This window comes from Oceanobacter antarcticus, from assembly GCF_044962685.1.
In the GTDB taxonomy this organism is placed as follows: Bacteria; Pseudomonadota; Gammaproteobacteria; order Pseudomonadales; family Oceanobacteraceae; genus Oceanobacter; species Oceanobacter antarcticus.
Genome location: NZ_JBBKTX010000136.1, coordinates 1 through 240 on the forward strand (window position 1 = coordinate 1; position 240 = coordinate 240).

General features: G+C 47.9%; 1 protein-coding gene. It reads right to left on the bottom strand.

What is annotated here, in order from left to right:
• A partial coding sequence (locus tag WG929_RS21240; protein ID WP_416207652.1) for an integrase core domain-containing protein occupies positions 1-142 on the bottom strand: 142 nt, incomplete at its 3' end.
• Between the last annotated feature and the right edge of the window lie 98 nt (positions 143-240).

Sequence of the window (240 nt, forward strand, 5' to 3'; positions counted from 1 at the left end):
GATGACGCGCACCAGGCGTAACGAAGTTGATGCTGCTGTGCCGATGCTCTTCGTTATAAGCATGCGAGAACGCCAGCATCCACTCGCGTATCGCTTGCAGCGAGCTGAAGCCCTTTGAAGGTAAACGCTCAAACAACCCCATCTAAAATCACTACTCAATTCATTCTAAGCTGTCTTCAAATTCTTCAACGAGACAGCTCATGACTAAATCCGAACAATGGCAGCAGCACATCAACCTTT